Annotated in this window: 27 protein-coding genes; 19 read left to right on the plus strand and 8 right to left on the minus strand. The window is 58.6% G+C overall.

What is annotated here, in order from left to right:
- Window positions 1-7 precede the first annotated feature (7 nt).
- From HMPREF2692_RS05010 to HMPREF2692_RS05020, 3 genes are all read right to left on the minus strand, one after another.
- Entirely contained in the window at window positions 8-1,663 is a 1,656-nt protein-coding gene (locus HMPREF2692_RS05010) for a sodium:solute symporter family protein (RefSeq protein ID WP_070455543.1), read from the minus strand.
- A gap of 17 nt (window positions 1,664-1,680) precedes the next feature.
- Complete coding sequence (locus HMPREF2692_RS05015; protein ID WP_070731927.1) at window positions 1,681-2,529, minus strand: aldose epimerase family protein; 849 nt, start codon at window positions 2,527-2,529, stop codon at window positions 1,681-1,683.
- Between the two features lie 104 nt (window positions 2,530-2,633).
- Window positions 2,634-3,110, minus strand: coding sequence for a YdcF family protein (locus tag HMPREF2692_RS05020; RefSeq protein ID WP_070823020.1), 477 nt, complete (start codon window positions 3,108-3,110; stop codon window positions 2,634-2,636).
- A 31-nt stretch (window positions 3,111-3,141) separates the two neighbouring features.
- On the opposite strand from HMPREF2692_RS05020, the gene HMPREF2692_RS05025 reads away from it, so the two are divergent.
- Window positions 3,142-4,119, plus strand: coding sequence for a LacI family DNA-binding transcriptional regulator (locus HMPREF2692_RS05025; RefSeq protein ID WP_070823021.1), 978 nt, complete (start codon window positions 3,142-3,144; stop codon window positions 4,117-4,119).
- A gap of 23 nt (window positions 4,120-4,142) precedes the next feature.
- Here HMPREF2692_RS05025 and purE read toward each other — a convergent pair whose 3' ends face one another.
- Together purE and HMPREF2692_RS05035 are read right to left on the minus strand one after the other, a co-directional pair.
- Window positions 4,143-4,643 carry a 5-(carboxyamino)imidazole ribonucleotide mutase gene (gene purE / locus HMPREF2692_RS05030; RefSeq protein ID WP_070498708.1) on the minus strand — a complete coding sequence of 167 codons (501 nt, stop codon included), beginning with the start codon at window positions 4,641-4,643 and terminating at the stop codon, window positions 4,143-4,145.
- Between the two features lie 77 nt (window positions 4,644-4,720).
- Window positions 4,721-6,001 (minus strand): 5-(carboxyamino)imidazole ribonucleotide synthase, encoded by a 1,281-nt coding sequence (locus HMPREF2692_RS05035; protein WP_070823023.1) that lies wholly within the window; start codon window positions 5,999-6,001, stop codon window positions 4,721-4,723.
- Here HMPREF2692_RS05035 and budA point away from each other — a divergent pair.
- Complete coding sequence (gene budA / locus HMPREF2692_RS05040) at window positions 5,987-6,706, plus strand: acetolactate decarboxylase (RefSeq protein WP_070588296.1); 720 nt, start codon at window positions 5,987-5,989, stop codon at window positions 6,704-6,706. The two genes, HMPREF2692_RS05035 and budA, sit on opposite strands and share 15 nt — an antisense overlap.
- Here budA and HMPREF2692_RS05045 read toward each other — a convergent pair.
- Window positions 6,703-7,143 (minus strand): hypothetical protein, encoded by a 441-nt coding sequence (locus HMPREF2692_RS05045; protein WP_070588293.1) that lies wholly within the window; start codon window positions 7,141-7,143, stop codon window positions 6,703-6,705. The genes budA and HMPREF2692_RS05045 overlap by 4 nt on opposite strands.
- Before the next feature lie 45 nt (window positions 7,144-7,188).
- On the opposite strand from HMPREF2692_RS05045, the gene HMPREF2692_RS13485 reads away from it, so the two are divergent.
- Window positions 7,189-7,323: a hypothetical protein gene (locus HMPREF2692_RS13485; protein ID WP_256381211.1), complete on the plus strand. Its 135-nt coding sequence runs from the start codon at window positions 7,189-7,191 to the stop codon at window positions 7,321-7,323.
- Window positions 7,324-7,433: 110 nt separating this feature from the next.
- Here the strand turns inward: HMPREF2692_RS13485 and HMPREF2692_RS05050 are convergent, their stop codons facing one another.
- Window positions 7,434-8,264: a biotin--[acetyl-CoA-carboxylase] ligase gene (locus tag HMPREF2692_RS05050; RefSeq protein ID WP_070432372.1), complete on the minus strand. Its 831-nt coding sequence runs from the start codon at window positions 8,262-8,264 to the stop codon at window positions 7,434-7,436.
- Between the two features lie 54 nt (window positions 8,265-8,318).
- Window positions 8,319-8,939, minus strand: a complete 621-nt coding sequence (locus HMPREF2692_RS05055; protein WP_070518533.1) for a hypothetical protein — start codon at window positions 8,937-8,939, stop codon at window positions 8,319-8,321.
- 47 nt (window positions 8,940-8,986) lie between these two features.
- Here HMPREF2692_RS05055 and HMPREF2692_RS05060 point away from each other — a divergent pair, with 47 nt between their 5' ends.
- From HMPREF2692_RS05060 to HMPREF2692_RS05135, 16 genes are all read left to right on the plus strand, one after another.
- Entirely contained in the window at window positions 8,987-9,979 is a 993-nt protein-coding gene (locus HMPREF2692_RS05060; protein ID WP_062042007.1) for an ABC transporter ATP-binding protein, read from the plus strand.
- Between the two features lie 174 nt (window positions 9,980-10,153).
- Window positions 10,154-11,437 (plus strand): ABC transporter substrate-binding protein, encoded by a 1,284-nt coding sequence (locus HMPREF2692_RS05065; RefSeq protein ID WP_070518459.1) that lies wholly within the window; start codon window positions 10,154-10,156, stop codon window positions 11,435-11,437.
- A gap of 199 nt (window positions 11,438-11,636) precedes the next feature.
- Window positions 11,637-12,593 (plus strand): carbohydrate ABC transporter permease, encoded by a 957-nt coding sequence (locus HMPREF2692_RS05070; protein ID WP_061920767.1) that lies wholly within the window; start codon window positions 11,637-11,639, stop codon window positions 12,591-12,593.
- Complete coding sequence (locus HMPREF2692_RS05075) at window positions 12,593-13,414, plus strand: carbohydrate ABC transporter permease (RefSeq protein ID WP_070823025.1); 822 nt, start codon at window positions 12,593-12,595, stop codon at window positions 13,412-13,414. The genes HMPREF2692_RS05070 and HMPREF2692_RS05075 overlap by 1 nt, the downstream gene beginning before the upstream one ends.
- Window positions 13,414-13,779 carry a hypothetical protein gene (locus HMPREF2692_RS05080; RefSeq protein WP_070518461.1) on the plus strand — a complete coding sequence of 122 codons (366 nt, stop codon included), beginning with the start codon at window positions 13,414-13,416 and terminating at the stop codon, window positions 13,777-13,779. The genes HMPREF2692_RS05075 and HMPREF2692_RS05080 overlap by 1 nt, the downstream gene beginning before the upstream one ends.
- Window positions 13,779-13,964 (plus strand): hypothetical protein, encoded by a 186-nt coding sequence (locus tag HMPREF2692_RS13325; protein ID WP_070823026.1) that lies wholly within the window; start codon window positions 13,779-13,781, stop codon window positions 13,962-13,964. The genes HMPREF2692_RS05080 and HMPREF2692_RS13325 overlap by 1 nt, the downstream gene beginning before the upstream one ends.
- On the plus strand, window positions 13,961-15,475 hold the full coding sequence (locus HMPREF2692_RS05090) for an alpha-amylase family protein (protein ID WP_070823028.1): 1,515 nt from the start codon (window positions 13,961-13,963) through the stop codon (window positions 15,473-15,475). Before HMPREF2692_RS13325 ends, HMPREF2692_RS05090 begins: the two co-directional genes overlap by 4 nt.
- Before the next feature lie 346 nt (window positions 15,476-15,821).
- Complete coding sequence (locus HMPREF2692_RS05095; RefSeq protein WP_061920756.1) at window positions 15,822-17,126, plus strand: inorganic phosphate transporter; 1,305 nt, start codon at window positions 15,822-15,824, stop codon at window positions 17,124-17,126.
- Window positions 17,127-17,134: 8 nt separating this feature from the next.
- The gene (locus HMPREF2692_RS05100) at window positions 17,135-17,437 is read left to right on the plus strand and encodes a hypothetical protein (RefSeq protein ID WP_061920753.1); all 303 of its coding nucleotides are present in this window, start codon (window positions 17,135-17,137) and stop codon (window positions 17,435-17,437) included.
- 206 nt (window positions 17,438-17,643) lie between these two features.
- Window positions 17,644-17,895 carry a hypothetical protein gene (locus HMPREF2692_RS05105; protein ID WP_061920751.1) on the plus strand — a complete coding sequence of 84 codons (252 nt, stop codon included), beginning with the start codon at window positions 17,644-17,646 and terminating at the stop codon, window positions 17,893-17,895.
- Window positions 17,896-18,058: 163 nt separating this feature from the next.
- Window positions 18,059-19,672 (plus strand): acyl-CoA carboxylase subunit beta, encoded by a 1,614-nt coding sequence (locus HMPREF2692_RS05110; protein WP_070455554.1) that lies wholly within the window; start codon window positions 18,059-18,061, stop codon window positions 19,670-19,672.
- Window positions 19,673-19,791: 119 nt separating this feature from the next.
- Window positions 19,792-21,093, plus strand: a complete 1,302-nt coding sequence (locus HMPREF2692_RS05115) for a metallophosphoesterase family protein (protein ID WP_070823030.1) — start codon at window positions 19,792-19,794, stop codon at window positions 21,091-21,093.
- An 80-nt stretch (window positions 21,094-21,173) separates the two neighbouring features.
- The gene (locus tag HMPREF2692_RS05120; protein ID WP_070588284.1) at window positions 21,174-22,508 is read left to right on the plus strand and encodes a carboxyl transferase domain-containing protein; all 1,335 of its coding nucleotides are present in this window, start codon (window positions 21,174-21,176) and stop codon (window positions 22,506-22,508) included.
- Window positions 22,509-22,521: 13 nt separating this feature from the next.
- Window positions 22,522-22,716, plus strand: coding sequence for an acyl-CoA carboxylase subunit epsilon (locus HMPREF2692_RS05125; RefSeq protein ID WP_061920746.1), 195 nt, complete (start codon window positions 22,522-22,524; stop codon window positions 22,714-22,716).
- A gap of 23 nt (window positions 22,717-22,739) precedes the next feature.
- Window positions 22,740-23,336, plus strand: coding sequence for a Maf family protein (locus tag HMPREF2692_RS05130; protein WP_070823033.1), 597 nt, complete (start codon window positions 22,740-22,742; stop codon window positions 23,334-23,336).
- A gap of 50 nt (window positions 23,337-23,386) precedes the next feature.
- Window positions 23,387-23,809: a DUF3151 domain-containing protein gene (locus tag HMPREF2692_RS05135; protein WP_062042025.1), complete on the plus strand. Its 423-nt coding sequence runs from the start codon at window positions 23,387-23,389 to the stop codon at window positions 23,807-23,809.
- Window positions 23,810-23,840: the final 31 nt, after the last annotated feature.

Here is a 23,840-nt window from a genome sequence, read left to right on the forward strand (position 1 = left end):
TGCTCCTTTAGGCAAAGATGACGTTCAGGCCGATTGCAATGACCAAACAGATGACGCCGAGCGGAACGGTCTGCTTGTACCACGGAAGGTTCTTCTCGGTGTAATCCTCGAAGTGGTCCTTCGGCGTAACGGAAGAAACAAAGCCCACGAGCTCCTCGTCCGGCTTCGGCTGAGTAAACATGGTGACGATGATGGAGACGATGATATCTACCGTAAATGCCACGCCGGCGGCCACGAATGCGGTGCCCTGGCCTGGCAGGTTGAAGATGGAAGCCGTTGCGTCAGTAAAGGTTGCGATGTACCAGAAGGTAATTGCAGATGCGGTACCTGCAACGAGGCCGGACCAACCTGCGTGCGGGGTCATGCGCTTCCAGAACATGCCCAGGATGAAGGTGGCGAACAGCGGAGCGTTGAAGAAGCCGAACAGCGTCTGCAGGTAGTCCATGACGTTGCCGAAGTTCTGGGCCAAAAGTGCGGTAAAGACGGCCACGCCGGTGGCGACGACGGTCGCGATGCGGCCGAACTTCAGGTAGTAGCCATCCTCGCGCTCCTTAACCACGTAGGTCTGCCAAATGTCATAAGAGATAACGGTGTTAAAGGCCGAGATGTTGGCGGCCATTCCGGCCATGAAGGAAGCGAGCAGGCCCGCAATTGCGACGCCCAAAAGGCCGTTCGGGAGCAGGTCGCGCATCAGCAGCAGGATGGCGTCGTTTGGCTTGGCGGTCTCTTCCATCAAGTCAGCGACGGAGACGGAGGCAACCATGCCCGGGATAACCACGAGGAAGGGCACGAACATCTTCGGGAAAGCACCAATGATTGGCGTCTTGCGCGCTGCAGAGATCGACTCCGATGCCATGGCGCGCTGGACCTCGACAAAGTTGGTGGTCCAGTAACCGAAGGAAAGGACGAAGCCTAGGCCCAGGACGATGCCGATGACGGACCAGACCGGATTCTCGAAGCCGGATATATCAGTGCCCGGCCAGGTGTGGAAGTGGGAATCGTTCGCCACGGAATCCTTCAGCCCCTGCCAGCCGCCGACGCGGTTCAGGCCGATAATCGTCAGCGGTGCCAGCGCAGCGATGATGACGAAGAACTGCAGCACCTCGTTGTAGATGGCAGCGGACAAGCCGCCCAGGGTGATGTAGGACAGGACGATGATGCCGGCAACAACGAGCGCGACCCACATAGGCCAGCCCAGCAGAGCCTCGACGATGGTGGCCAGCAGGTACAGGTTCACGCCTGCGATAAGCAGCTGGGCTACGGCGAAAGAAATGGCATTGACCAGGTGCGCCGCGCTACCGAAGCGCTTGCGCATGAACTCTGGCACGGAACGCACCTTGGAGCCGTAGTAGAACGGCATCATCACGATGCCCAGGAACACCATGGCCGGGATAGCGCCGATCCAGAAATAGTGCATGGTCTGGAAGCCATACTCCACGCCGTTCGCGGACATACCGATGATCTCCACCGCGCCCAAGTTCGCCGAGACGAATGCCAGGCCGGTCACCCATGCGGGCAGTCCGCGGCCGGAGAGGAAGAAGTCGATGGAGGAGGAAACGCGGGCTTTGGCAGCCCAGCCGATTCCCAGGACGAAGAGGAAGTACAAGGCAACGAGCAGGTAGTCCACCCAGGTTGCGTCGAGTCTCAATACTGAAGGTTCCATGTGGAGAGCTTTCTTTACTAGATTGCGCTCAAGCGGAGCTCGTAGGCAATCGGTTGATGTGCGTTAATTTCGGCAAGGTCGATGCCACTGCGCAGTGCGTTCGGTGGAGCGCTCATGGGTTCCACTGCGAGTGCACGGCCGCGGCCGGGGTAGTTGTCCGGGGTATACATCTGTACCCAGTCAAGGCCCGGCCCCATTGCAAGGCGAACGCCTTTGCCTGCGGAAACGTAATCCGCCGTGAGGGGCCCCTGTCCGCGGAAGCAATCATCCCAAGCCACGTCAGCGATACGCTGCTGCTTGACGACGACGCTTTCCACCACGCCCGTGGGCAAGTTCCGGGTATCAAGAAGGTGGTGTTCAGTGACGCCGAGACTAAGAATTGAGGCGTCGGCAGCCGCGCCGCGGGCAGAAAGATAGGTATGAAGGCCAAACGCGAAGGGGCAATCCTGCTCCGCGCGGGCCTCAAAGCGGGCGTGAAGCCCAGTTTGATCGAGGCTGTAAGTGGCGGTGAGCTGAATGGGCCACGGCCAAGGGGCCTCGATCTGGGTGGTGAGCTGAACTTGGTTCACGCAGTAGCGCTTTAATTCCCAAGCCTTGTCGCATACAAAGCCATGGATGGCGTTGTTGCGCTCAGGCTCGTTGACGGGCAGACAGTAAACGCTCCCCCGCCAGTTAAAACGACCATCTGCAGTGCGGTTAGGCCACGGGGCAAGAACTACGCCGGCGCACATGGGCGGGAGATCCTGATAGGTCTCGACCAGCGGCTCGGCGGCGAAAGTCAGCGATTTAATACCGCCGCCGAAGCTGGCAATTTCTGCCTCGTATGCGCCATGCGCTATCCGGTAAGTAGGTGCCTGACCGGTCATAACCTAAGGCCTTCCTTTTCCGTGTGTAACTCACTACGTGGCTTAGGTTAAGACGCTGCTCAAACGCTAGTCAAACGTTTGCATAAACTTGCATAATGAATTTGCTAACGCCCAAAAGCGCTGATGACTGGTAATAAACGGCGCCACATAATCCGTGCCGCGGAGTGCGGAGTGGCAAGGACCTCACGCAAATAGTTTTCTGGTTTTAGCGCCCATGGCGTGAAAGCAGGATGCACGCGAATCGGGATTCCGAGGTGCCACGACCACAGCTTAGTACGCAGTGCATGGAAATCACTGGTGACTACATCGAAGTAAGGCGGCTTGCTCATCGCATAGGCATTTTCGAGGTTCTCATTAGTGCTCGTGGCACGTGGCTCGACGATTATCTTCTCGCGCGGGACTCCCCTGCCCACCAAGTACTCGGCCATGACTTCGGCCTCGCCATAACCGGAGACGATGATGTCTTGTCCCCTCCAAATACGAAATGCATGCTCGAGCCTGCGCTCAAGCATGGGGCCAGGCGCGCCGCCTTGCACGCGGGCTCCCAGGACCAAAAGGGGGACTAAGCTAGGGCCGAACATAATGCAAAAGCCTAATTGAGAAAGGACTTCCGTGGCCACACCGACCTTGAAGGACCTCGCCGCAGCCACGGGGGTTTCTATCTCCACCGTCTCCCGCGCGCTGGCCAATCACCCTGCGATTTCTCCGGCGACCACGCAAAAGGTCAAGGCTGCGGCCGAGCAACTAGGCTATCGCCCGAATGCGCAGGCACGTGCGCTGCGCGGTTCACGCTCGGATGCTATCGGTGTGGTGATTCCGAACCTGGCGGATCCTTATTTCGCACTCATTGCTGCCGCGATTGAAGCCGAAGCCGAGCGCGTTGGCATCGCCGCCATCATGACCACCTGCTCTGAGTCACCTGAGCACTTAGCCAAAGCACTCGACGCACTGACATGGCGGCAGGTAGACGGCATCATCACCGTCCCGGTTGAAGGCGCCGAAGCAGCGCTAAAAGACGCCGCGAAATCCCGGCCACTGCTGCTCATCGACCGAGAGCTGCCGCCCTTCCCCGCCGTTGCCTCGGACCCGCGCCCGGGCATGTTCGCGGCATTAACGCAGCTGCGTCAAAAGGGTCACCGCGTGGTCGGCTATATTCCAGGCCCGCAGCAAACTTCTACGGGCAGGCAGCGGCTGAAAGTCTTCCGCGGTGCAAGCAGCGAGTTTTCCACGCATTATGTACAAGGAGGCTTCCGCCGCAAGGACGGCTACGTGGGAGCATTAGAGCTCTTTGAAAAGGGCGTTACCGCCATCGTGGCGGGTGATTCCATGATGACGGCTGGTGCGCTGGCCGCCTGCTATAACGCCGGCAAGGCCATCGGTGAAGACATCGCGTTGGTGGGCTACGACGACTTAAATCTCTTCCGCCTGCAACCGGTGCCGATCTCGGTAGTGGACCAGGACATGGCGGCGTTGGGCCGGCTAGCAGTCCAGCACCTGACCAAGGCGATTACGCATAACGCAACACCGACCGGGGTAAAGATTCCCACCTCTTATATCCCCCGCGTTTCCACCGCCCGGCAGTTCTCCTAAGGGCGGTAGCTACAGGAAATCGCCTACTCCCCCAGCAGCTGGGCGCGCAAGTTTGCGTCCTTCTTCTCCACCTCGGCGGCCATATTTTCTTGGTACTGCGCCATCTTCTCGGTTAGTTCAGGATCCCCTGCGCCGAGGATACGAACGGCAAGAAGGCCCGCGTTCTTAGCGCCGCCGATAGACACGGTCGCCACCGGCACGCCACCGGGCATCTGCACGATGGACAGCAAGGAGTCCAGGCCATCCAAGTCCTTCAGCGCGCGCGGAATTCCGATGACCGGAAGCGGAGTCGCCGCAGCAACCATGCCCGGCAGGTGCGCAGCACCGCCGGCGCAGGCGATGATGGCCTTCAGGCCACGCTTATGCGCGTCCTTGGCATAAGAGAGCATCTTTTCTGGGGTGCGGTGCGCACTGACGACGCCCACCTCGAAAGGCACGCCGAACTCCGCCAAGACTTCGGCAGCAGGTTTTACGGTAGGCCAATCTGAATCAGAACCCATGATGAGGCCAACGAGTGGTTCCATATCTTCTCCTAGATAGTTGTTACTGGGGGCAGCAAGAAGGTTGCGGGAATCTGTGGAAAATTATGCAGGCAGAGCTTTTAGAGCCAGGCCGCGTGCACGAGGAAGTGCGCAGCGTCTGCCGCGATGTGGCGGGTTTGTTCGACGTCCTCACCCACGACGTTGACGTGGCCAATCTTACGGCCGGCGCGGTAGTCCTTGCCGTAAAGGTGAATCTTGGCCTGCGGGTAACGCTCCATCACGGCACGTACGCGTTGCGGCATTGGCATTTCTGGATCTTCCGGGCCACCAAGGACGTTAGCCATGGCGGTGACGGGAGCAAGCGCTGTGGTCTCACCGAGCGGCAAATCCAAGACTGCGCGTAGGTGCTGCTCGAACTGAGAGGTAACGGAACCGTCCTGAGTCCAGTGACCCGTGTTGTGCGGACGCATCGCGAGCTCATTTACAGCAATATCTTCTACTACCCCATCGCTTGGGAAACCAGCAGCGGAGGCTGCGGCAGCCGAGGCCGCGCTACCCCAGTTGTCCACTTCAGCGACGGAGTAAGCAAAAAGTTCAACTGCCAGCACGCCAGTCACTCCTAGCTGCGTGGCCACGAGCTCGCCGACCTCGGCGGCGCGCTGCGCCAGCTCTGGGCTCAGGCCCGGCGCGGGCGCGAAGGCCTCGGCGCAGATGCCATCACGCTGCACAGATTGGGCAATCGGCCAAGCCTTCACCTCGCCGGAAGGACGGCGGGCGACTAGAACCGAAAGCTCGCGGGTGAGGTTAACCTTCTCCTCTGCCATCAAAGGCGTGCCGGCTTCCAGAAGCTCAGCGACCAGGGAATCCAGCTCCTCTGCAGCGGGGAACCACACGCCGTGGCCGTCGTATCCACCGCGACGCGCCTTCAAGCAAACGCGGCCTTCTACAAGCTCGGCAAAATTACGCGCATCCTCAACAGAGGCGATTTGTGCAAAACGCGGAACCGGTGCGCCCAGCTCCGCCAGCTTTTGGCGCATAAAGAGTTTGTCCTGGGCATACAGGAGCGCGGAAGGCTGCGGCTGGACGTTATAGCCGGCGTCGATAAGCGCTTGCACGTGCTCGGTGGGCACGTGCTCGTGCTCGAAGGTCAGCGCATCGGCATCTTTGGCTGCAGAAACCAGCGTCTCGTAGGCATGGTAATCACCCAAGACCACGTCTGGAATGACCTGCGCTGCGGACTGCTCCTGCGAGGAGGCAAGAATGCGCAGGTGGATGTCGAGCTCGGCGGCAGCCGGCTGCATCATGCGTGCGAGCTGGCCGTCGCCATAAACGGTAACGATGGGCTTTGCTGTATGACTCACCCATCCAATACTAGCCTTAACCTTATGATCGTCAGGCATACCATCTTCCAGAACTCCCTCCTGGCCGCTCTGTTGGACGGCATTTATGACGGCGAAATGACCATTGGTGAGCTGCTCGGCAAGGGCAACTTTGGCATCGGTACCTTCGATGCGCTCGACGGCGAAATGTTGATTCTCGACGGCATCTGTTACCAGCTGCGCGGCGACGGAACTGCCACCATCGCGGACCTGGACCAGGGAACGCCCTTTGCGGTGGCCACCAATTTCGTACCCCGCATCAAAGTGCAAGCACCGCGCGGAATGCGCCGCGAAGAGCTTTCGGCCTTCGTCGATGAAGTCGAGCCTTCCGCCAACTACATGTACGCGGTGCGGATAACGGGGCGCTTCGAGTCAGTGCGCACGCGCACCGTGGTCAAACAGTCCAAGCCCTACCCGCCCATGGCGCAGGCGGTGGGCGGCGATAAGGAGCTGTACTTTGAAAACGTCGAGGGCATCATCGGTGGTTTCCGCACCCCAGTGTTTGAAAAGGGAATCTCGGTGCCAGGCTGCCACGTTCACTTTATCGACGCCGCGCGTTGCTCCGGCGGGCACGTACTGGACTACGTCGTTGACGAAGCCACCATCGAGCTCTGCCCCGGCACCGATCTTGAAATGCGGCTGCCGCTTACCCAGGAATTCGAGCAAGCCAACCTGGCTCCTGAGGATCTGGACCACCAGCTGCACACCACAGAGGTTAAGAATTAGAAGAGCTCCTGCTCGTTGAGAATTTCTTCCACGCGCTTGGCCTTGGGGATGGAAGAGAAATACATTGGCCGCTCATAACCGTGGATGGCCAGCGATATTCCACCGCGGCGCCGCCTAGCACCGCGAATATCCTGCAGCGGGATGGAATCAATGTGACCGCCCTCGCGGGCGATAACGCGCAGGTTAGTAACGATGAAGCGGCGCCGGCGCGCGCGGTACAGCGGCATACCGAAACGCCACAGCGATAGCAGCGCCCAGATTAAAACGATGCCGTTACGCAGGTTTCTATCTAGGCCGTGGACATCCGCCCAGCCGATGCCCATCCATGCCACGCCGGTAATGAGGATGAGCTCAAGGAAAGGAAAGATCAGCGCGCGAAACGGCGCTGTCATATCCACGCGGACTACTTCGCCGCGCCCCATCTTCATCAGTCCCATAGGGGTGCATGATACCCGCCGGAGACGGCGAAGGACTTCAGCAACGTGGCCTATTCCGCGGCTGAAATCACCAACGGCGATTCCTACACCGTCACCATCGGCGGCACTGTCGCTGAGGCGATTGCCGGTGAGGTCTCCCAGGGAATAGGCGGCGGTCCGATGAGCGGACAGTGCCCCTAAATAGACGCAATTTGCCAAATAGGAATGCCTACCACGCTCTGCGGCGGGCCCTATTTGGCAAATTGTGCTTTAAAGCGCCCCGCCACTCCACTCAGCGCAGCAACGAGTCACTACTGCACGGGACGCAGGTGGGTGACATCACCTGCCGAGTAATATTCGCCGCCGACGTTGATGCGGCCGTCGTCGCCAATGCCCTCGACGACACCCACGACGTCGCCAGTCGGCGCTTCAAGGCGAACTTCCTGGCCGATCGATGAGCACACCGCACGGTAATCCGCCATGAGCTGTGGGTCTTGGTTCTCCCACTGGGTGATGCGACGACGCAGGTTCTTGAGCAGGGCAATCGCCAATTTCGTGCGATCCGTATCGCGACCTTCCAGCATGAGCGAGGTGGCCTTTTCGATAGGCAGCTGCTCTCGAGTAAGCGTGACGTTCAGGCCCATGCCCACAACCACGCGCGCGGAAGGCGCCGGCGCGGCCTGCGTTTTCGGGGCGACCTCAGCCTTGTTTACCTCAGCCTTGCTGACTTCGGTCTTGGGCGCGGACTTGAAGGCGGCACCAACGGGGCCAGCCTCGGCAAGGATGCCGCAGAGCTTATTGCCGTTGATGTGAACGTCGTTCGGCCACTTCAGAACGGAGCCCTCGACGGTGTCGGTGACGGCCAGGCCCGATGCCAGTGGCAGGGTGCCTAGGTGCTCGAGGGAATCCGGAAGGATAAGAACAGAAAGAATAAGCTGCGAACCAGCAGGGCTTACCCAGGTCCGACCTAACCGGCCCTTACCGGAAACCTGCTCGTTGGTCAGCAACACCGTGCCATCGGCAACGTTCTCAGCCTTCATAAGATCGGTGTTGGTTGAGCCGGTCTGCTCCACATATTCAACTAGAGCAAAGTCATCCGCCAACGCGGTACGAATGCGTTCAATATCAAGTGCAGCTGTCATGCCCTAAGAGAGTACTCGACTATGCCGCATGCATGTTTACACACAGAACAAAGGCTAGAACCAGTTTGGCTTATGCAGGATTTCCTGCGCGGACCTTTCATCCAAGCAGCTAGTCAAGACTGCCTGCGGCAGCGCCTTTTCCACCTGTTCCGGGGAGATGGTCATGCCGCGGTTGCCCGGCAGCCATTCCACGGTGTCAACAATGAGCTTGTCGTAGATAAAACGCTTATCCCCCGTCAGCGAGCGGCCATCGCCTTCCATGACGGCGGTGTAGCGAATTTCAGGATCCACCCATTCACAAACCCACTGGCCATATTCAGTGACCTCAGAATCAGAGATGTTAAGCCCCGCGGCAGAAAGACTGTCCTTCATAAGGGCGCGATCGAAGTGGCCGTTTTCTTCCAAATAGCCGCGCGCGCCGTTGGCATCAGCCTGCTCACCGAAGATCTTTTTGAAAGTGGTATCGCGCGGTGCGGGTGTCGCAGAGCTGGAAGGCTTTTCCGATTCTTTCGTCGGCTCGCTACTCGGCGCGGCAGAAGTTTGAGCGGATTCGGAAGAAGTCTGGGATGCGGCGACGGTGGTCATTGGTGCGGCAACGTCCTCAGAAGCAGCGCCGGAGCAGCTGGCTAAGGGGAGAACAAAAAGGGGGACAAAGAGAGGAATAAGCTTTTTCATGGCGCCAACCAGCATATGTGATTTAGCGGGGGTGCTAGTGTAGGCGCATGGCAAAGGTCACTTTTGAAAAGGTCAACATCACCTACCCCAACGCCGCAGCCCCCACGGTCAAAGACCTTGACCTGGAAATCGCAGACGGCGAATTCTTGGTGTTGGTCGGCCCCTCAGGCTGCGGAAAGTCCACGACGCTTCGTTCGCTTGCAGGTTTGGAGCCGACCTCGAGTGGCCGCATTTTGATCGACGATAAAGACGTCACCGGTTTGGAACCTGGCGATCGCGATATCGCAATGGTCTTCCAGAACTACGCCCTTTATCCGCACCTCACCGTGGCTGAGAACATGGGTTTCGCGCTAAAGCTGGCGAAGATGCCAAAGAATGAGATTAAGAAGAAGGTAGAAGAAGCTGCCGATATCTTAGGCCTTAGCGAGTACCTGGACCGCAAACCGAAGGATCTCTCCGGTGGTCAGCGCCAGCGTGTGGCCATGGGCCGTGCCATCGTGCGTAATCCAAAGGTCTTTTTGATGGATGAGCCTTTGTCCAACCTTGACGCCAAACTGCGTGTGCAGACCCGTTCGGAGCTAGCCAGCCTGCAGCAACGCCTCGGCACCACCACGGTTTATGTCACGCACGACCAAGTTGAAGCGATGACCATGGGTGATCGCGTTGCTGTGCTCAAAGATGGCGTCCTGCAGCAGGTGGCGTCCCCGCGTGAGCTTTACGACGCCCCGGTCAACGAATTCGTCGCTGGCTTCATCGGATCGCCTGCGATGAATATCTTTGACCACGACGGTGGCCGCATCGGTATTCGCCCAGAAGACATGCGCATCATCGACGGCCCGGTCGGCATCCCCGGCACCGTCGACATCGTCGAGGAACTCGGCGCCGAGTCCTTCGTCTATATCAATGTGGGCGAGCAGCGCTTCGTGGCCCGCGCTGACAAGGGCCGCACTCCACAGCGCGGCGAGGAAGTTCTTCTCTCCTTTGATGCGAAAAATGCACACCATTTCGACCCCGAAACGGGCGAACGCATCGAGCGCTAATCCAAACTGCAAAGAGTTGTTGGGGGTAATCGCCACCCCCAACTTTTCCTTTTCTGCAGGCCTTTTGCAGGAAGGCTCATTTCTACCTAGTGAATTAGGTCAAAAATTCCACGAAGTGTGGACACTGTAACTTATTTTTAAGGCACAAGAAGTTTTCCGAAAGGTTTATTGCCCATGAAGAAGTCCGTACTTCGCTCTCAACTTCGTACCGTCCAGAAGGGCGCCGTCGTAACCACCGCTGCTCTCGCGCTGGCTCTGGCAGGCTGCTCCTCCAACGAAGGCTCATCCGATTCCGCCGCACAGGGCTCCGTAGACGGTGCCGACGGCCGCGGCCCTATCACCTTCGCGATGGGTAAGAATGACACTGACAAGATCCAGCCGATCATTGAAAAGTGGAACAAGGAGCACCCAGAAGAAAAGGTCACCTTGAAGGAACTGGCCGGTGAGGCTGACGCACAGCGCGACACCTTGGTTCAGTCCCTGCAGGCAGGCAACTCTGACTACGACGTCATGGCACTCGACGTCGTCTGGACCGCAGAGTTCGCAGCCAACCAGTGGCTCGCGCCGCTGACCGATGACCTTGAGGTTGATACCGATGGTTTGCTGGATTCCACCGTTGAGTCTGCAACCTACAACGACACCCTCTACGCACTGCCGCAGAACACCAACGGCCAGCTGCTGTTCCGTAACACCGACTTGGCAGACAAGGCTCCGGAGAAGTTCGCTGATCTGAAGTCCGCGTGTGAGGCGCTCAAGAAGGACACCTCCTGCCTGACCACCCAGCTCAAGCAGTACGAGGGTCTGACCGTTAACACCGCCGGCTTCATGGAGGGCTGGGGCGGCTCCGTTCTTTCTGATGATGGCGCTCCTTCCGTGGATTCCGCAGAGTCCAAGGCCGGCCTGCAGGCGCTTGTCGACGCTTATAAGGACGGCGTCATCTCCAAGGACTCCACCGCCGCTACCGAGGAGGAGACCAATCTGGCCTTCACCGAGGGCAAATCTGCTTTCGCAATCAACTGGCCTTATATGTACACCAACGCTGAAGATGCGGGCGTGAAGTTCGAAGTCCAGCCGCTGGTGGGCAAGGACGGCGTCGGTGTTTCCACCCTGGGTGGCTACAACAACGGCATCAACATCAACTCTGAGAAGAAGGCCACCGCGCTGGACTTCATGAAGTTCATCATCAACGAGGAAAACCAGAAGTCCTTCGCTGAGGCTTCCTTCCCGCCGGTTCTGGCTTCCGTCTACGATGACCCAGCCCTCATTGAGCAGTTCCCGTACCTGCCAGCTCTCAAGGAATCCCTCGAGAACGCAGCGCCGCGTCCGGTTTCCCCGTTCTACACCGCTATTTCCAAGGCCGTGCAGGATAACGCTTATGCAGCTTTGACCGCTGACAAGTCCGTGGACGATGCAACCAAGGACATGAAGGCCGCCATCGAGGCTGCTTCCCAGGGCTAAATTTTTAAGCTCCTTGCAGCTCCTTTCTTCTTGTAGGAAGGCTCAAGAAGGAGGTGCCATGCGGGGCGTGGGTGAGCTTGTGTGCTCGCGCACGCCCCGCATTGTCTTTGATGTCAGGCACACCAGTTAGACTCTTACCCAACCTGTTAATCTCCAGCAGAAAGGCGTCCCCAGCGTGGCAGTAACAACGCCCACCGCCATGAAGCGCAAGCAGAATTTGCATGCCGCGGGCCTAATCGCGCCGGCTCTCCTTGTGCTCGCCGTCGTCATCGGTTACCCAATCTTGCGTGCCATCTGGCTTTCTTTCCAGGGAAACCGCCACCTCAACCCCAAGACGGGAATCTTTGAAGAAGGCGGCTTTGCAGGCCTTGAGAACTACCTGTACTGGATCAATAACCGGTGTGTTTCCGGCACTGGGCAGATAGCGCAATGTCCTCCGGGCGTGATTGCCACGGATTTCTGGCCGGCGCTGAAGATCACGCTGTTTTTCACCGTGGTCACCGTCCTGCTTGAGACCATCCTCGGTATGTTCATGGCCATCATCATGAATGGCGAGTACAAGGGCCGCGGCCTAGTGCGCGCCGCAGTCCTAGTGCCGTGGGCTATTCCTACTGCCGTTACAGCAAAGCTGTGGCAGTTCATGTTCGCACCAGATGGCATCGTTAACTCCCTGCTCGGCACCGACATCGCTTGGACCACCGATCCTTTCTACGCACGTCTGGCAGTCATCATCGCTGATGTGTGGAAGACTGCCCCTTTCATGGCCCTGCTTATCTTGGCAGGCCTGCAGATGATTCCGCGGGATGTCTACGACGCAGCCCGCGTCGACGGCGCAAGCCGAGTACAAACCTTTTTCAAGATCACGCTGCCGCTGGTGCGCCCGGCGCTGATGGTTGCGATTTTGTTCCGCACGCTCGACGCACTGCGCATGTACGACCTTCCTGTCATCATGATTTCGGCTTCTTCCAACGCCCCTACTGCCACTATCTCCCAGCTAGTGGTTGAGGATATGCGCCAAGGCAACTTCAACTCGGCTTCTGCGCTGTCCACTCTCATCTTCTTGCTCATCTTCGTCGTGGCCTTCATTCTGGTTCGCTTCTTGGGGGCCGATGTTTCTGGCAGTAAGCGCGGTGCGAATAGGAAGGCGGCCAAGTAATGAAAAAGTTCGGACACTACGCAGGCATCATCTTCATCATGTTCTGGGGGCTTGCGCCCTTCTACTGGATGGTCATTACTGCGCTTCGCAATAAAGACCACACTTTCGACACCACGCCGTGGCCTACCCATGTCACCTTGGAGAATTTCCAGGATGCACTGGCTACTGATAAGGGCAATAACTTCCTTGCCGCTCTCGGAAATTCCATGGTCATTTCGCTGGCCACCACCGCCATCGCGGTCGCAGTAGGCGTATTCACTGCTTATGCTTTGGCGCGCTATAACTTCCCCGGCAAGGGCATCGTTACCGGCATAATTCTGGCGGCTTCCATGTTCCCCGCCATCGCCTTGGTTACCCCGCTTTTCCAGATGTTTGGCAACCTCGACTGGATCGGCACCTACCGCGCGATGATCATCCCGAGTATTTCCTTCGCGCTGCCGCTGACGGTTTATACCTTGCTAAGCTTCTTCCGGCAGCTGCCCTGGGAGCTAGAGGAAGCCGCCCGCGTCGACGGCGCTTCCCGCAGCCAGGCTTTCCGCCTGGTTCTGCTCCCGCTCGCGGCACCGGCACTGTTTACCACCGCCATCATTGCTTTCATCACCACGTGGAATGAGTTCATGTTGGCGCGCCAGCTCTCGAATGATTCCACTGAGCCGGTCACCGTGGCCATCGCCCGCTTCTCCGGCCCTTCCGCGTTCGAATACCCTTATGCCGCTACCATGGCCGCCGGCGCGCTTGTCACTATCCCGCTCATCATCATGGTGCTCATCTTCCAGCATCGCATCGTCGCCGGTCTCACCGCCGGAGGTGTAAAGGCCTAATGCTTAAAAACCTAGGGATTGCCGTATTTTCTGCTTGTCTAGCTCTAGCCAGCGCTGCGTGCGCGCCTTCGGAGGAGGAGCAAGTCGCAGCAAGCCAAGCTGAGTCCGTGGGCATGCCTGCCCCACTCATCTTGAGCCCAAAGGAGCTATCTGGTCAGACCTTCGACCTAAAAATCGATGAGGTCCTCGTCATCACCGAGTCCGCAGGTCTCGATGCCGAGGTTAGCAATCCCGAAGTCGCTGAATTTTCCCCGGCGCGCACTGATGGCGCCACGGAATACAACGCCAGCGTTCGCGCATTAAAGGAAGGCGCTACCGCCATCCAATTGTCCGACGGAACCGCGTTCAACCTCAAAGTCAGCTAATGCGTCGGGCTTTATTGTGGGACACTGCTCTAGGCTTTGTTGGCTTCTTTGCCTTCCTTGTCTTAATCCAAGCAGTAATCAATCTCTTCTCTGTCTCTCCCGCCATCTGGCCCGGTTTATTGGCCGGCGGCCTATGCACCATTGAATATCTACTCTGGCGCGCAAAAAGAAAGGACCTCGCATGAATTGGTACGAAAACGCCATCTTCTACCAGGCCCTCGTCGGCTCTTTTAAGGACGCGGGTCCCAGCGGCGGCCAAGGCGTCGGCACGCTCCAAGGCGTCATCGAAAAGCTTGACTATCTACAGTGGCTCGGCGTCGATTGTCTCTGGCTTTCGCCTTTCTATGCCTCCCCTTTGAAGGATGACGGCTACGACATCGCCGATTACTACGCCATCCACCCCGATTACGGCACAATGGAAGACTTCGAGCAGCTCGTAGCCGAGACCCACAAGCGCGGCATGCGTTTAATGACGGACCTCGCTCTCAATCACACCTCGACCGAGCACGAATGGTTTCAAGCGTCCCGCCGCGATCCTTCGGGCCCTTACGGCAATTACTACGTGTGGGGAGACGATCCGAACCGGTATCCCGAAATCCGCATCATCTTCACCGACGTCGAAGATTCCACATGGGCCTGGGATGAGGTGCGCGAGCAGTACTACTTCCATCGCTTCTACTCGCACCAGCCGGATCTCAACTATGACAATCCTGCCGTCCACGAGGAAGTCTTCCGCATCGTTTCTTTCTGGATGGACAAGGGCCTAGACGGCTTCCGCTTGGACGCCATCCCCTATCTCTATGAGCGTGATGGCCAGGGAGGCGAATCCCTTCCGGAGACCATCGCGTTCGTCGAGAAGCTACGTGCCTTCATGGATGAGAACTATCCGGAGGCCGTCATGGTGGCCGAGGCCAACCAGCCGCCGAAAGAAACCATGGAGTTCTTCGGCACCGGCAATCGCGTCCACATGGTCTTCAACTTCCCCCTGATGCCGCGTATCTATGAGGCACTTGCGCTTGGCGACGCCACCCCCCTCTACGCCATCATGGATGAAATCCCCGAGCTACCTGCCGGCTGCCAGTGGGGCACCTTTCTGCGCAACCATGACGAGCTAACGCTCGAAATGGTCGACAATGCCAGCCGCGAGCTAATGTATCGCCATTACCTTCCGGATGAGCAGATGCGTGCCCACGTGGGTATTGCCCGCCGCTTGGCTCCGCTTCTGGGAAATGACCGGCGCAAGATTGAGCTTTTCTTCTCGCTTTTGCTTTCCATGCCGGGTTCGCCTTTCTTCTACTACGGCGATGAAATCGGCATGGCGGATTCTCCTTCACTTCCAGACCGCGACGCAGTGCGCACCCCTATGCAATGGGCCCCTGGCGACGGCACTGGCTTCACCACGGCCCCGCACCCGCGCCGCCCAATCGTGGGCGGCACGAAGATCAACGTCGAAGAGCAAAAAACGGATCCGACATCGCTGCTCAATACCGTGCGCGAACTCATTGCCCAGCGAAAGGCCTTCCCCGAGCTAGCAAGCGCCCCCTTCGAGGCGGTTGAAACGGGCGAAGCAGGCATCTTTGCGTTCCAGCGGGGCGGCCTTCTGTGTCTGCACAACTTCACCGCGGACACCGTCGATCTGGGCCCGGTGGAATTAGGGCCATTTGGCTACGCTTGGCTGCCCATCGAGGACCAATAAGCCAGTGAATAAATAGGACTGAATAAATAGGACCTAAACGGAAAATGAATATCAGTCGGGGGTGCACTCCCCCGCCTTAGGTAAACAATAGGTTAACGCGATATGTATACAGCGGGAATCTTCACCAAAGACCGACTATCTAATGACTTAAATACCGAACATAAAGCGCAAAACCCAAGGTCATGGCAACCATTGAGAGATTAGACCCAATCCCATGAGGGGTTTACTCTATACCGTTGTTAGTTAGGAACGCGGTTGCGACACTGTCGCCGAGTTTGATCTCGGCCGTCACGCCACGCTCCCTCGCTCGAGAAGAACCGAAGAACCTTGGAAAGGGGTCGCGCCCGTGACAGCGACACTAATCATCTTGGCCATCGTGATCGTCACTGCCCTTGCCTTTGACTTCACCAACGGCTTCCACGACACCGCTAACGCAATGGCCACCTCCATTGCCACCGGCGCCCTAAAGCCATTTACCGCAGTCACCATTTCCGCATTGCTCAACCTGCTCGGCGCCTTTCTTTCCGTTCATGTTGCCGCAACCGTGGCAAAAGGCATCGTCAACCTTGATTCCTACGATCTCTCTGTCGCAACCGATGGAGAAGCACTCCTAATGGTCGTATTCACCGGCCTCATTGGCGGCATCTTCTGGAACCTATTTACATGGCTCCTCGGAATGCCATCCTCTTCTTCCCACGCCCTTTTCGGCGGCCTCATCGGTGCAGCCTTTGCTGCCCTCGGCAGCGGCGGCGTTGCATGGTCTTCCATCGCCGGCAAAATCATCATCCCAGCAATCGCATCCCCTTTCATCGCCGCCATGGTTTCGGCCTGCGGCACCGCGCTGGTCTACTGGGTTACTAACACCATCCCGGAGCGCGTAAAGAACGAGCACTTCCGCCACGGCCAGATCGTCACCGCATGCCTAGTTTCCCTGGCACACGGCGCAGGCGACGCACAGAAGACCATGGGCGTAATCTTCTTGGCCCTCGTCGCAGCTGGTGAGGCAAATGCCGATCAGCGCATCCCAACCTGGGTCATCATTGCCTGTGCAGTGGCAATCGCAGCCGGCACCATGTCTGGCGGCTGGCGCGTCATCCGCACCCTGGGCAAGGGCTTGGTGGAAATCGAGTCCCCACAGGGTATGGCCGCCGAGGCTTCTTCCGCAGCCATCATCCTCACCTCCGCCGCTGGCGGCATGGCACTGTCTACCACCCACGTTTCCACCGGTTCCATCCTCGGTACCGGCCTGGGCAAGAAGGGCGCACAGGTCCGCTGGGGCGTTGCAATGCGCATGGTTTCCGCATGGCTAATCACCCTGCCTTGCGCTGCTGCAGTCGGCTTCGCCACCTGGTGGATTGCACGCCTGGTTAGCGGTGCAACCAACACCCTGACTGGCGCCATCGTCGACGCCATCATTTTGCTCGCCATGGTCGCCGTAATCCTGCTGCGCGCTCGCCGCAACCCAGTGGATGCATCCAACGTCAACGATGACTGGGACGCTGACGCTGAGTCTGTTGACTCCTCCATGCAGGCTCACGACAAGGTTGCCGCCGGCGTTGCCACCGGCAACGCTCCGGGCGCCGCGAATGGCGCACACGGCGTCGTCGACGACGCTTCCAGCTCCGCCCACGAAGTCTCCCAAGGAAAGTAGGAATCGCCATGACCGCAATGGAAATTCTCGTCGCTATCACCCGCGTCGCCGGCTTGGCACTAGCCTTCGGCGCTGGCATCCCGCTCCTTTTCGCCTTGGGCATGCGTTGTATGACCGGTGACCCAATCCGCAACAGCGACGGCGTCATCGTCGGCGACACCGAGGCCTCCGCCCAGATGAAGGTTTTGGGCTGGACCGTCTACGCAGTCTTGGGCGTAATCATCCTGATTGCCATCTCTTGGATTGCTAAGGATTCGATTCACAATTACTTCGGAATTGAGCTCTTCCCGGGTCTTTCCAGCAAGCATTAAGACAGGACTTAAAACAAAGTTCCTCAAGCGTTAAGTTAACGAAAAGTTAACTAACACGGAACTAAAGGTTGCTAAACTAGCGGACCGAGCGTACCATCGAGTGCTTATCAGCTCGTCCGCTAGTTTCTTTGTTTTTACCTACATTTATTTTCCCTACCCCTAGCGGCCGAAGATTCATTGTCCAGATCGAAAGAAGGTGAGCATCAATGAATACCATCAACGGACTGATTAACTCGTTCGCAACCACATTCAAGAGCGCCACCGGCACGGGCCTTGACGCCTTGGACGCAACCCCTATGGAAGCCCTCGTCACCGAGGAGCTCGTCAACCGTGGCACCACACCGGCCACGACGGATGACATCATTTCCGTATTCAACTCCATCGCCGGCCGCGCACCGCGCACCGAAGAGGTCTACGAGGTGGAGCTCTTCCTCATGGATTTCGGCCTCGCAGCCTAAATCCCCCCAGCCCCAAACCGTAAAGTGCCTAGCTTTTCTACGAAGGAAAGCTAGGCACTTTTCTTTGCCCCACATCACTTAGCAGCACAAACTAGTTTTGTGAGGGAAATCACCTGTGTTTCGAGGTGTAAAACCACGAGGGCATTCTTTAAACTCTGAAAACATGACTATTTCCTCACATTTGACCTCCCTCGAGGATGAGCAAGCTGCCACCACTGCCGGAAAAATCGCCGAACTTAAGCGACGCCGCGAGCAAGCCGCCGCTCCGCTCAGCAAAAAGGCCTACGAGAAAGTCCACGCCGCTGGCCGTTTGACGGCGCGCGAGCGCCTTGACTACCTGCTCGATGAAGGCTCATTCGTCGAAACCGATATGCTCGCCGTGCACCGCACCTCCGATTTCGGCATGGGCGCGAAAAAACCATTAACCGACGGAATCGTTACCGGCTGGGGAACCATCGATGGCCGCGAGGTCTGCATCTTCTCCCAAGACGGCACCGTCTTCGGCGGCGCGCTCGGCGAGGTTTATGGCGAGAAGATGGTAAAAATCATGGAGCTTGCTGTAACCACCGGCCGCCCGCTCATCGGCCTTTATGAAGGTGCCGGTGCCCGCATCCAAGATGGCGCAGTCTCCCTCGACTGGATCGCGCGCACCTTCTACCAAAACGTCAAGGCCTCCGGCGTGGTCCCACAGATCTCCGTCATCATGGGCGCTTGTGCCGGTGGCAACGCCTACTCCCCTGCCTTGACTGACTTCGTCGTTATGGTCGAGGAAAAGTCCAAGATGTTCGTCACCGGCCCCGACGTCATCAAGACCGTCACCGGTGAAGAAATCACCCAGGAGGAACTCGGCGGCGCCTCCACTCACATGCAATCCGCCGGTAACTCCCATTTCACCGCCGCCACCGATGAAGAAGCCCTCGACTGGGTCCACGACCTTTTGACCTATCTCCCCTCCAATAACCGCCAGCGCGCACCTTTTGAGCCCTATGAAGAACTCGGCGATGAAACCGCCGATGACCTCATTCTCGACGAGATCATCCCTGATTCCCCTACCCAGCCCTACGACGTCAAGCACGTCATCGAAGCCATCACCGACGACGGCGAATTCCTCGAAATCCAGGCAGAACGCGCCGAAAACGTCGTCGTAGCCTTCGGCCGCGTCGAAGGCCAAACCGTCGGTTTCGTGGCCAACCAGCCGCAGGTCTTCGCTGGCTGCCTTGATATCGACTCCTCCGAGAAGGCGGCGCGCTTCGTCCGCGCCTGCGACGCCTTCAACATCCCCATCGTCATGCTCGTCGATGTCCCGGGTTTTCTGCCCGGTGCCTCCCAAGAACACGACGGCATCCTCCGCCGCGGCGCCAAGCTTCTCTACGCCTACGGCGAAGCCACCGTCCCAAAGATCACTGTCACCATGCGCAAGGCCTACGGCGGCGCTTATTGCGTGATGGGCTCCAAGGGCCTTGGTGCTGACGTCAACCTCGCGTGGCCGACCGCCCAAATCGCGGTCATGGGCGCCGCCGGCGCCATCGGCTTCATCTACCGCAAGGAGCTCAAGAAGGCCCGTGAAGAAGGCCTCGACGTCGAAGAGCTCGCCAAGTCCTTTGAACGCGAGTACGAAGACCACATGCTAAACCCCTACAAGGCGGCAGAACGCGGACTAATAGACGCAGTGCTCCTCCCTTCTGAAACCCGCAGTGCTATCACTCGGAACCTGCGCCTTTACGCTGACAAGAACGTCCCCCGTCCGGCGCGCAAGCACGGCAACGTCCCGCTCTAGATAGTTTCTCTCCATTCTCCTATTCTTCATCTGGCGGCCATTGCCCGGATACCAAAGCGCCCTAGTCTCCAACTGTATTTCAAAAATTTCTTATTTAATAAGGAGACTAGGAAAGCGCTATGTCCAAGATTAAACGCCGCAATTTCCTCTCAGGTGCCTCTCTTCTCGGGCTTGGCGCCGTAGCTTCAAACCGGAGCACAGCAGTCGCGCAAGATGCTTCGCTTCCCTTGGATAGCCCCTCGCAAGACGATCAAAAGCCATCTCGTCTGGAATTCAATTCCGACGGATCCTTTAAAGTCATTCAGTTCAATGACACTCAAGATGATCACCTAACCGATAAGCGCACAATCGAGTTCATGGAGCACGTTCTCGACGCAGAAAAGCCAGGGTTTGTGCTTATCAACGGCGATGTCATTTCCGCCGGCCCAACCACCCCAAAACAGGTCTACCAAGCCATCAATAACGTGGTCCTGCCAATGGAAAGCCGTGGTATCCCCTGGGCCGTTACCTTTGGTAACCACGACGAAGATTCCGCAGAGGAGGGCGGCACTGGCGTGCGCCACCAGCACATGACGCAGTTCGTGCGTTCCTACCGCCACAACCGAAATGCGCCTGCCTCGTCCGGCGGCTATGGTGCTTCGAATACGCATCTTGTGCTTTACGACGCCGCGACTGCTCGCTTCAGCTTTTGGCTTCTCGATTCTGGCCGCTATCACCCGGAGACCATCGGTGGACAAGATGCAGCAGATCTGCCGGCCTATGATTACATTCACCCAGAGCAGATTGCGTGGTACGCACAGCAGTCGGATGCGCTGGCCGCGGCGACAGGTTCTCAGGTCGAAGGGCTTATGTTCTTCCACATTCCTACCTATGAGCACCGCGACATGTGGTTCGGCGGCCCGCTCAAGAACGGTCTGCTTGACCACACGAAAGCGGTAAAGAAGCATGGAATCATAGGAGAAAAGAACGAAGACTGCTATGTAGGCGCCTTCAATTCTGGTGTTTATGCCGCGGCCCAGGCCCGTGGCGACATTCGCGGAATCTACTGCGGCCACGACCACATCAACACCTACATGGGCAACTATTACGGCATCGAATTGGGCTACGGCCCGGGCACCGGTTTTGGGGCCTACGGTCTCCGCGACGGCACATTAGCGCAGCACTCACTGCGTGGCGCACGCGTGTTTGAGTTTTCCGCCAATGCTGAGTCTGTCTATACCGGCACCCGAGTAATCTTCGCCAAAGACATTGGAATGGACATGGCCCCTGCCAAGCAGCCGCTTAAAGAACCAGCGGCGCTTCCGGAATACGTGGAACTTCCGGAAATCGATGATGCTTCCGATTCCCCAAGCGAACCTGTAGGAAACGGATCTTCGCAATCTTCGTGGGGGCTTTCTAGTCTACGCTCGAGTTCTTCCTAGCACTGGGCGCCATATGATTTCCCGCCATGCGTTCACCGCGAGGTGAGCGTATGGCGCCCAAGCTTGTAGACTGCATATCTATGACTGACATGAAGACCACCGCTGGCAAGATTGAGGACCTGAGCAATAAACTCACCGAGTCCCGAGCGCCACAGGGCGAGGTCCCTGCCGCGCGTAGCGCGATTACCGCGTTATTCGATGCCGGCTCCTTCGTCGAAACCGACGCACTGGCGCGTCACCGCTCCACCGACTTCGGCCGCGAGTATGACCGCCCTTATACCGACGGCGTTATCACCGGCTATGGCACGGTAGGCGGCCGCAAGGTATGTGCTTATGCACAGGACGCAACCATCTTTGACGGCACCATGGGCGAGGTTTACGGCGAGAAGATCACCAAGCTTTATGACCTTGCCATTAAGACCGGCGTTCCTATCGTAGCCATGGTCGCCGGAGACAAGCCCCGTGCCCAGGAAGGCATCGTTTCCTCCGCAATGCAGGCTCGCATCCTGGCCCGCGCCACCACGGCATCTGGCCTTATCCCGCAGGTCACCGCGGTCTACGCCGATTCCAAGGATGCTTCGCTGGTCGCCGCGCTTGCCGACGTCACCATTGCCCCCGACGGCCATCTCAACGCCAGCTCCGAAGCCAATGAGATCGCCTTGATCCAACAGGTTTTGAGCTACCTGCCGGCGAATAACCGCGCTGAGGCCCCGCGCACGGATGCCCCGCTCATGGTGGGCTCCGTCGAAGAAAATATGTCTGCGGATGACGAAGCCCTCAACAGCATCGTCGGCGATTCCGGCGAAGTTGACCTGCACGCAGTCCTCGAAGCAGTCTGCGACGATGTCTTCGAGCTCGAAGCTAAAGTTGAAGGCGTCTTTACCGGCTTCGGCCGCGTCGAGGGCCGCACCGTCGGCATCATCGCCAACCGTGCAACTTTCGACGCCGCGGCTTCCGCCAAGGCCGCACGTTTTGTCCGCCTCTGCGACGCCTTCAATACGCCAATCCTCGAATTCGTGGATGCTCCTGCCCTGCAGCTTGAAACCGCAGCGCTGGCGAAGTTCGTGCATGCCTACTCCGCAGCGAGCGTCGGCAAGCTCAGCATCATCGTGGGCCGCGCGCACGGTACCGGCTACATCGCTTTCGGCTCCAAGGACCTGGGCGCAGACTTGTCCTACGCCTGGCCGACCGCCGAAATCGCAGTTGCCGACGCCGCCGCATTGGCCCAGGAGCTCGAGATTTCTGAGGAAGAAGCAGCCGAGTACCTAAGCCCGTATCAGGCAGCCGAGCGCGGCCTGGTGGATGCGGTTATCACTCCCGCCGCGACCCGCGCTTCCATCATCGAAGCACTGCGTCTCCTGGAACGTAAAATTGTCCCTACTTTGCCGAAGAAGCACGGCAACATCGTCTTGTAATAAGGAAAACACCATGACTGCTCCCCTGATTAAGGTCCTCAAGGGTAACCCCTCTGACGAAGAAGTCGCAGCGCTTTCCGCAGTTTTGACCCAGCTGGATGCCGATGCCCGCGCCAAGGCCGCAGATACCCGCGCTACCCGCGATCTCTGGGGCCAGCCGGGACAGACCTATAACCCGTCCGCGTTCCGTAACGTGCGCTACTACTAAGCGCCAAGGTTGAAGCCGAATTCATGCGAATTGTCCTCGCTTCTCAATCCCCATCCCGCGCCTCCATCTTGCGCGGGGCCGGGGTTGAACCTGTTTTAGCCCCAGCACACGTCGACGAAAGAGCCATCGAGGCGTCGCTAAGCAGCGCCCCGCCTGCCGACGTCGTCGCAGCCCTTGCCACCGCAAAGGCCGAAAGGGTAGCGCCCGATTACCCCGCAGACGTTGTCATCGGCGGCGACTCAATGCTGCTTTTGGATGGCCAGCTGCAAGGCAAGCCGCACACCGAACAGGCCACCGTGGAGCGCTGGCGCGCCCAAGCCGGCCACTGCGCCGAGCTGTTAACCGGTCACTGCATCATCCATGGCGAAAAGCGCCACGTGGAGACCTCCCGTACCAAGGTCTTCTTTGCGTCTGCCACCGAGCGTGACATCGCCGCCTATGCGGCAACGGGCGAGCCCTTGGAATGCGCCGGCGCCTTCACCTTAGAGGCTCTCGGTGGCTGGTTCATTGACCGCATCGAGGGCGATCCCTCCTCCGTCATCGGGCTTTCCCTGCCGGTAGTCCGGCGCGCGCTGTATTCCTTTGATCTGCACGTCTCGGACTTCTGGAACGCGGTTTAGATTCCCTAGCCATCTGCACCACCAAGCGGATTGGCGGTAGGGTTGCGGGCATGGAAATGAAAGACATGCTAGCCCCTGCCCCTATTGAGTTGCCTGCCGATCCAGGCGCGGATTCTGTTTCCGACCTGCAGGCCGGAATCGTCGCGCACCCTAATTCCCCACTGCTGTGGGCGCTGCTGGCGGAGCAGGAGCTAATCCGCCTGCGCGAGGACGAGGCTCTGCCGATCGCCTATATCACCGCTTATGCCTACGCACGCACGGGCTACCACCGCAGCCTCGACCGTTTGCGCGGCAACGGCTGGAAGGGCTGGGGCCCAGTTCCTTATGCCCACGAGCCGAACCAGGGCGTTCTGCGTGCTATCGCTGCTCTCGCGCACGCTGCACAGGCAATCGGTGAGCAGGACGAGTACGACCGACTCCGCCAGATGCTTTCCGACGCCGACCCAGACTGCGTAGCCCGCCTCCTCGACTAAATCGAATAACTAAAACTTAAAAGGCCTCGGT

This window comes from Corynebacterium sp. HMSC036D03, assembly GCF_001836185.1.
GTDB lineage: Bacteria > Actinomycetota > Actinomycetes > Mycobacteriales > Mycobacteriaceae > Corynebacterium > Corynebacterium simulans.